Here is a 7,297-nt window from a genome sequence, read left to right as displayed (position 1 = left end):
GCCTATAAAAGCAACCCGACAGGACATTTTCCGGGTTGCTTTTATTTTTTACATTATTGTGAATTCTTTATGTTTTAAGCTGCGATTAACCTGCCAGCTCTATCCTGATACAGATGTTTATTGAGTACCTGTTTCACGCGTTTTTCATATTTCAGTTTTATCTTTCTGGTTGATTTTTAATATTTGATTTAAAAGGGTTTTTTAGTGGCTTTTATTAAGCTTTCTGAAGAGTGTGGTAGCGCTGTCATTTAGCTTACAAAATTAAACAATTGTGCACACTTGTCAACCTTGGAGAAGGTAATGGATATGTTAATATTTGCGCGTGAACTGCATGGTTAGATACAGATAGAGGACACCGTCGGGTACCGCCCTGGGTGAGTACCGGATGACACTTATGATTTGTTTCAGGCCCAGTGAAGCCTGGCAGAATGACTTTTTATTATATGGATTTATGGAGATGATTATGAACAATGGCAACAAAGGATTCGGATTTGCGTTAGTGCTGGGTTTATCAGCGGCCCTGACAGGATGTGGCGAAGGTAGTGATGAGCTGGACGAGCAGCTGAGCCATGATGCGAAAATGTCTTTTGTTAACTCGTTGGACTATATGGCTGATTTTCATGCCAAAAAGAGATCTATCAGTTCAGGTTACAGCGGTTTATTTGACAGTGGCAGTGTGGTGTCGGCAGATGTCCCTGCAAAGGAAGTTGGCAAGACATACAGCTACAGCTATAAAGCCATCAACAACATGATCAATCTGGGTGTTAAGGACAGCAACAGCGGCGAGAAGCAAGAGCGCATGAACACCACACTAAAAGATGGTGCCAACTTGTGGGTGATTGCCTGGGAAGCAAACGGAGAAAGAGCTTTGTCTGTGGTAGCTAAAAAGCCAGACAATAAAGCGGACGTCTTTAACGTACGTTTGTTTGCCAACGGCAGCTATGACGTCATGGTTGATGGCAGCAAAGTGACAACAACCGAGAAAGGCAAGGTAACTGACTACTACGCTGTCAGCAGCTGCGCAGATGGCCTGCAGGTTGCGGGTAATGCGATAGACCTGTGCAATGGCGACTTTGGTAAGTCTTATTTGCTGGTTGTGGATGCCAACGGTAAGCGGGTTATGGCTACAGAATAATACCGAAAACGCGCAGTGACTATAGCCATTGCGCGTTTTTAATATTGGTAAATTGACGATTTAAGCCAGTTTACCTTTTACCAGCGGCTGAGACGCCAGTACTTTATGGTCGATACTGAATTTTCCCGCACCGTATGCTGCCAGCGCCAGGAAGCCACCCGCCATCGCCACGTTTTTGAAGAACATAATAAACTGCATCTGATCCGCCAGGTCGAAGTGGAACAACAGCGCACTTACCAGGCTAAACCCTGCAAATGCAATGGCCGTCAGGCGAGTCAGCAGGCCACCGAGAATCATCAGGCCACCAATGAGTTCAAATGCGATGACCAGAGGGAGCAACTCACCCGGCAATCCACTTGATGCCATGTACTGGGCATTGCCTTCAAAGTACTGAATTTTGTTCATTGCAGCCAGAATAAAAATGGCTGACAGACCAACGCGCGCTAGCAGCGCCGCGAGATGAGATAAAGATGTGTTTTGGTCAAATGGTTGAACGAGTTGAATTAGTTTAGTCATTACCGTTTCCTCAAGTTTGTAAAATCAAAGCCAGGGCTTGCGGGAAACGCCCTTAGTTGTTTTCCCCTCAGCCGATATGAAACAGTATAAATTCGTTTTTAGATTTTAAAATTTCTTAAAATCGCGCCTTTTGTTCTATAAAAAAGAATTTATACCAATTTGCTTAATTAAGTGTGCTATTTTGAGGCGAGAAAATATGGTCGATAACAAGGCAAAAATTTTGCTATTTAGTTGTTCTAAATGAGAAATTTTTAACGCCGTTAGCGCCATATTTGCTCCGTCAAATTGAACAGGTATTAAGTGAAATTGGTATTAAACTTCAAACAAAGATTCCGAGAGTAAAAAGTCAATCACGGCGCGGGTGCGCTGAGGTACCTGTCTTCTTGAGGGATAAACCAAAGAGAAGACCAGCGGCTCACTTTGCAGTTGCTCAAAAATGTGTACCAGTTTGCCCTGCCCAACTTCCTGTTGCACGGTTGACGGCAGCAAAGTGGCCACGCCAAGCCCGCTGGCGACCATTTGCTGCAACAAATAGGGTGAGTTACAGCTGTGATACCGCTGCGGGTGGATAATCACAGGTTCATCATTGCGATACAGTATTTGCGCGCCTTGCTCTGCCGTTTGCTTTAGTTCCAGCCAGGGCATGGCCTCCAATTCGTTCACAGTGGTGGGCATGCCGTGCTGCGCAATAAGTGCTGGGCTGGCGAATAAGGCAAATCGCTCCTGATGCAGAAGACGGGCAACCAGAGATTCATCCCGAACAAAGCCAATTCGAATGGCCAGGTCAATTTGCTGTTCAATTAAATCGAGCGGATCGTCATCGACAATGAGATCCAGGCTTATTTGTGGGTAGCGCTGTGCCAGTTTATCAAGCTTGGGCAAAATGAATTTATGGGCAATGTCATGATTCATGGTAAGCCTAACCCGCCCACTGGGCTCTGGATCTGTTAGCTGGGCCTCAATATGTTGCAAAATGCCAGTGAGCTGTCGGGCATGTTGCAGCACTTTTTCTCCTTCCTGCGTCAGCTTTAACTGGCGGGTACTGCGTTGCAGCAGGCGCACATTTAATTGCGACTCTAACTGAGAAACCTGCTCACTGATGCGTGAGCGACTGGAGTGCAGACGCCTCGCGGCCGCCGCAAAACTACCACTGTCTATTACTGTGGCGAAGATCGCCAGCAACTTTAGGGAGTTATGATTTATTGTAATCATTTATAGAACACTCCATTTTGAAATGACCGTCTTATGGTAACAATGATTATGCCAGACAATAAACCTATCGACAGTAATCACACTAAGTGGAGATAAAATATGATTGCAGTAACAGGAGCAAATGGGCAGCTGGGTCGTCTGGTAATCGATGCATTATTAAAGCGTGTAGCGGCTTCGCAGATTGTGGCCTTAGTACGCACACCAGAGCAGGCAGATGAATTGCTCCAGCTGGGAGTTGAACTCAGATATGCTGACTATGACAAGCCTGAAACCCTAAATAGTGCGTTTGAAGGAGTAAGTAAGCTATTACTTATATCGGGGAATATGATTGGCGAGCGGGTAAGACAGCACACAGCCGTTATCACCGCTGCGCAACACGCGGGAGTCACCTTGCTGGCTTATACCAGTATTTTACATGCCGATACGTCGCCTTTGTTGCTCAGTGAAGAGCATCAAGTCACCGAGCAGCTAATCATACAGTCGGGCTTGCCCTATGTGCTGCTGCGTAACGGTTGGTACAACGAAAACTACAGCGGTGGGATTGCCGGTAGCCTTGCCGCCGGAGCCATCACTGGTGCCATGCACGAGGGGCGTATTGCCAGTGCTGCCCGCGCAGATTACGCAGAAGCGGCAGCTGTGGTACTGACCGAGCCGGGTCATGTGGGCAAAACCTATGAATTGGCGGGCGATGAGAGCTTCTCTTTGCAGACGTTGGCTGAACAGGCAGCAGAACTCAGTGGCAAAACCCTGCTAACCAATTATGTCTCTGAACAGCAGTATGCAGAGTTTCTGACGCAGGTAGGTGTGCCGGCCGGGTTTGCTGCGCTGCTGGCTGATGCGGAAATCCAGGCCAATTCGGGCTGGCTGAATGACCAAAGTGGTACATTAAGCACCTTAATTGGCCGACCAACTACGCCAATGCGTGACAGCCTGACACAACATCTCACTGCCTGATGAGCCTGTTACGGGTTTTCTTCTAATAAACTGAGTGACATGCTGGCGACTTTTACACAGTTTCGCCCAGCATGTTTGGCATCGTATAGTGCACCATCGGCCAGGTTTTGGGTGGATTCGAAGCCTTGTTGGCTGATCTCCCGGCTACAGGCAATGCCTACACTGATGGTCAATGGCGTGTCGCCCAGCCCAAGCGTCAGGCTTTGTTGCGCAAAGGCGTTTTGCAGCTTGTTTGCACAGACGACCGCCATGTCGGGTTGCATGTCAAACAGCACCAGACAAAACTCTTCACCACCCCAGCGTGCTAACAGATCGGCACTGCGAAACTGCTTTTTAAGTACCTCTGCAATGCAGCTAATGGCGCGGTCGCCACTTTGATGACCATACCTGTCATTGACACGTTTAAAGTGATCCAGGTCTATCATCATGATGGTGAGGGAGTCGCATTTTCTTTTACTTAGCGGCAATAGTTCATTTAATTGCTTTGCAAGTCCCCGGCGATTGAGCAGTCCGGTCAACAGATCGTGATTGGCTGCAAATTCCAACTGCTTAACAAAGCGCCCGGCGCTGAGTAACAGCAAAACAGGCGCACCGGCCAGGATCCCCAACAGTGCTGCAACCCAAGTGTATCCGGCTACCCAGTTGAAGGCCTCACCGATCTGCGGCAGATTACCCAGTGCACCTTGTAATGTATAAAGCACCGAAAATGACACTTCCAGCAATACCACGCCTGCGGTTATTTGTGCAGCCAGAAACTCGTTCTTGTCTTGTCGTGCATGCTTGTAAAGCACCCAGGCGTAGTGACACCTTACGGCTATCAGCCAGATACCAATGATCGTAATGCGTAGTTCTCGCTCAGGGTATACTGTGGCGGTCAGCCAGGAGGCGAGCAAAACCGGTAAGATAAGCGCGACTATCTTTTGTGTTGATGGGGTACGCTGAACAAATTGCCAGGTGCCTATCAGCCATGCGGAGTGACCTAAAATGAGGAAGCTATTAAAAGTTAAAACCCGCCATTGTACGTCGAGGTTTTGCATGCTCAGCTGCGATAAATAGGCGCATGAAAGTAGCAGCATGGCCAGTGACCAGAGCCGGGTGCCGGAAATGGTCTGAGTCATTTTAGAAATCACAAATAGCACTGTTGCACCAGCAAGCGATGCAATCCATAGCGACAACATCAGTGTAAGATCATGAACCTGCATTAACCCGACCTATTGCTCTTCTACATTATTGCCCGTGATTGCCCGCGCTTTATGGTTGGTTTTAAGCCGCGAGCCAGGGATCTTTAAGTTTCAAGCATAGCATTGTCATACTCAGATGAGCAGACATTGTTCGTATTTCAGCCTTTTACCAGCGTATTGAGGCTATCTCCGTTTTGAGTAATGTAAACAAAGGTAAATAGTGTTTCTCTTTTAACATATTGATATTAGATTATTTATATCTGAGATGCGTATGGACGAGATGTATCGCAATTAATCTCACTTGATAAAAACCGGCAGAGCAATTAATGTTCCCATAAGTACTTCATTTGTTAATTTATTGATATGTTGAAAGTGTTCACTTACATATTGATGGGCGTCTTTACGTGGTCGTCACTCGCTTTATTGCTGTTTTATGGCAATGTAAGTGCATACTTTGATGCGCAAGGATCGTCGGGCGAGCAGGTGAGTACGACTTTTAATGTATCTGAGCTGCATCAGGCGATGACGCATGAACCTGAATTGGTGACTTCGGGCCCGCAAAACAGTCCTGTCAGATTGCCACAGCATGAATTACAGAGCACTTATTACACCATCAATAAGGAGTCTCAAAACGCCAGAGCCTTCTTTAAATCTGGTACTACGGTACCTTTTGAGCTGCACAATGAAGCTTACCTTGAATTAGACGTCAAAAGTATTCGCCAGTTAGGTATGGGCGATAGCTTTGAGTTTTTGATCCCGCAGACACAGGAAAAAGTGTGCGCAGAAATCGTCGAGATAACACTAACCGAACGTGAAAAACGCTTAATCGGACAAATTAGTAAGCAGCCAGACGACCATTATCAGGTGCATCTTACCCTGACCGATGAGGTGATCTATGGCCAGATCCAGCTGCCCAGTGGCAACTATGTTTTTGAATCGTACGAGAAGTATGCCTGGGTGGCTGCAAAGCGAAATATCCACTCGACTCCGGCTCGGGTAAAACAGCAGGCAGCTCGAAGTCACACATCCGGAGTAAGCGTTGCAGATAATGTTGCGAAGCCATCAAACCCTAAAACCGCTCCACCTGGTTTATGATCCTGATCACACCTTGTTGTTAAAATGTTTGTTAATGTGAAAAGTTTGCGTTAATAAAAATGTAATCTAGAGTATATATTCTTGCCTCGAATTTAACGATGGGAGTATATATGAAGTTATCAAGGTTGACTCATATCACAGCTAAAACGGTTGCTGCGGCAGCCATTGTATGGTCTGTTGGTGCGCAGGCGCTGCCACAATGCCCAGAGCCAAGCTGGATAGAGCAAAATTACGCTAAACCTGAGGTACCCAGTGCCGGGTATCGCAATGGCCTAAATCGGTTCATTACCTGGTTGCCGAGCTTTCATATGGTCCACGACGAAGTTGTGGCAGAAGGCAATAGTGTAAAAGTGACAGCAAAGTTTGATTACGGTGCAATTGCACACAAAGACCTGGAATTTGAAACTGTTCGCTTTTATCTGCGCGGACAGCAAGACAGTAGCTGGCATTATCTGGGTGACGCCGTGACCAATAGTGATGGCAAGGCCAGTGTCACCCTACCAGCAATGAATGCGGGTCAGTACCGTATCTATGCGGCAGTGCCTGCGGATGGAACCGGAGCCGAAGGGTTTGTGACTGTGGTTCAGCCGGATACACCCGCCGTACTTTTCGATATCGATGGTACCTTGACTGAATCAGACGCTGAGCAAATTGGCGACTACACAGGTATTGACCGAGCCGACCAAAAAGAGGGGGCTTACAGTCTGGTACGTCGCTACTTGGATCTGGGGTATCAGCCCGTTTATCTGACCGCCCGTGTTTACTGGTACGCCAAAGGGACACGCGATTGGTTAAACTGGATGGGCCTGCCGCGGGGCTTCTTGCGCACTTCTCTTAGCAATGAAACCAGTTTGTTCAGAACGGCTGAGTACAAGATAGAGCAGATCCAACATCTGCAATCACAGGGCCTGAACATAGTGCGTGCGTACGGAAACGCAAAAACCGATGCTGAAGCCTTTATCCGTGCCGGACTGGGTGCCCAAAATAGCTTCACAATAGGCCCGGATGCCGGACATTACGGTACCACGGCTATCAGTCACAATAACTATTATTCACATATAACCAATGAGGTAGATACCTACCCGCCAGCACAATGTGAGTAAGATAAGTTGGGGCTTACGCGAGAGTAAGCCCTGAAGCCTTCTAAACTGGGTTATATAATTCCCAATCTGCCCATTTTAAATCAATATTCTGCAGTTACTCT

General features: G+C 47.2%; 7 protein-coding genes. 4 read left to right on the top strand and 3 right to left on the bottom strand.

The window, feature by feature from the left end:
* Positions 1-463 precede the first annotated feature (463 nt).
* Positions 464-1,135, top strand: coding sequence for a hypothetical protein (locus ACXAH1_RS16790; RefSeq protein WP_475198286.1), 672 nt, complete (start codon positions 464-466; stop codon positions 1,133-1,135).
* A 60-nt stretch (positions 1,136-1,195) separates the two neighbouring features.
* Here the strand turns inward: ACXAH1_RS16790 and ACXAH1_RS16785 are convergent, their stop codons facing one another.
* Together ACXAH1_RS16785 and ACXAH1_RS16780 are read right to left on the bottom strand one after the other, a co-directional pair.
* On the bottom strand, positions 1,196-1,651 hold the full coding sequence (locus tag ACXAH1_RS16785) for a DoxX family protein (protein ID WP_253050551.1): 456 nt from the start codon (positions 1,649-1,651) through the stop codon (positions 1,196-1,198).
* Between the two features lie 312 nt (positions 1,652-1,963).
* The gene (locus ACXAH1_RS16780) at positions 1,964-2,863 is read right to left on the bottom strand and encodes a LysR family transcriptional regulator (RefSeq protein ID WP_475198250.1); all 900 of its coding nucleotides are present in this window, start codon (positions 2,861-2,863) and stop codon (positions 1,964-1,966) included.
* A 99-nt stretch (positions 2,864-2,962) separates the two neighbouring features.
* On the opposite strand from ACXAH1_RS16780, the gene ACXAH1_RS16775 reads away from it, so the two are divergent.
* Positions 2,963-3,817 (top strand): SDR family oxidoreductase, encoded by an 855-nt coding sequence (locus ACXAH1_RS16775; RefSeq protein WP_475198248.1) that lies wholly within the window; start codon positions 2,963-2,965, stop codon positions 3,815-3,817.
* Positions 3,818-3,825: 8 nt separating this feature from the next.
* On the opposite strand, the gene ACXAH1_RS16770 is transcribed toward ACXAH1_RS16775, so the two are convergent.
* A complete protein-coding gene (locus ACXAH1_RS16770) occupies positions 3,826-5,019 on the bottom strand; it encodes a GGDEF domain-containing protein (RefSeq protein WP_475198245.1) in 1,194 nt (397 codons plus the stop codon).
* A 342-nt stretch (positions 5,020-5,361) separates the two neighbouring features.
* Between ACXAH1_RS16770 and ACXAH1_RS16765 the strand changes: the two genes are divergently transcribed.
* The gene (locus tag ACXAH1_RS16765) at positions 5,362-6,093 is read left to right on the top strand and encodes a hypothetical protein (protein ID WP_475198244.1); all 732 of its coding nucleotides are present in this window, start codon (positions 5,362-5,364) and stop codon (positions 6,091-6,093) included.
* 110 nt (positions 6,094-6,203) lie between these two features.
* Positions 6,204-7,196 (top strand): LNS2 domain-containing protein, encoded by a 993-nt coding sequence (locus ACXAH1_RS16760; protein ID WP_475198241.1) that lies wholly within the window; start codon positions 6,204-6,206, stop codon positions 7,194-7,196.
* Positions 7,197-7,297 lie beyond the last annotated feature (101 nt).

This window comes from Pseudoalteromonas sp. AWH4_217 (genome assembly GCF_056161105.1).
The sequence above is the reverse complement of the archived record's forward strand: the minus strand, read 5'-3'. Positions and strand labels throughout refer to the sequence as shown.

What these genes read in the sequence shown, in the direction of transcription:
- ACXAH1_RS16790 (WP_475198286.1), top strand. Translation starts at nt 464, where the DNA reads ATGAACAATGGCAACAAAGGATTCGGATTTGCGTTAGTGCTGGGTTTA.
- ACXAH1_RS16785 (WP_253050551.1), bottom strand. Translation starts at nt 1,651, where the DNA reads ATGACTAAACTAATTCAACTCGTTCAACCATTTGACCAAAACACATCT.
- ACXAH1_RS16780 (WP_475198250.1), bottom strand. Translation starts at nt 2,863, where the DNA reads ATGATTACAATAAATCATAACTCCCTAAAGTTGCTGGCGATCTTCGCC.
- ACXAH1_RS16775 (WP_475198248.1), top strand. Translation starts at nt 2,963, where the DNA reads ATGATTGCAGTAACAGGAGCAAATGGGCAGCTGGGTCGTCTGGTAATC.
- ACXAH1_RS16770 (WP_475198245.1), bottom strand. Translation starts at nt 5,019, where the DNA reads ATGCAGGTTCATGATCTTACACTGATGTTGTCGCTATGGATTGCATCG.
- ACXAH1_RS16765 (WP_475198244.1), top strand. Translation starts at nt 5,362, where the DNA reads ATGTTGAAAGTGTTCACTTACATATTGATGGGCGTCTTTACGTGGTCG.
- ACXAH1_RS16760 (WP_475198241.1), top strand. Translation starts at nt 6,204, where the DNA reads ATGAAGTTATCAAGGTTGACTCATATCACAGCTAAAACGGTTGCTGCG.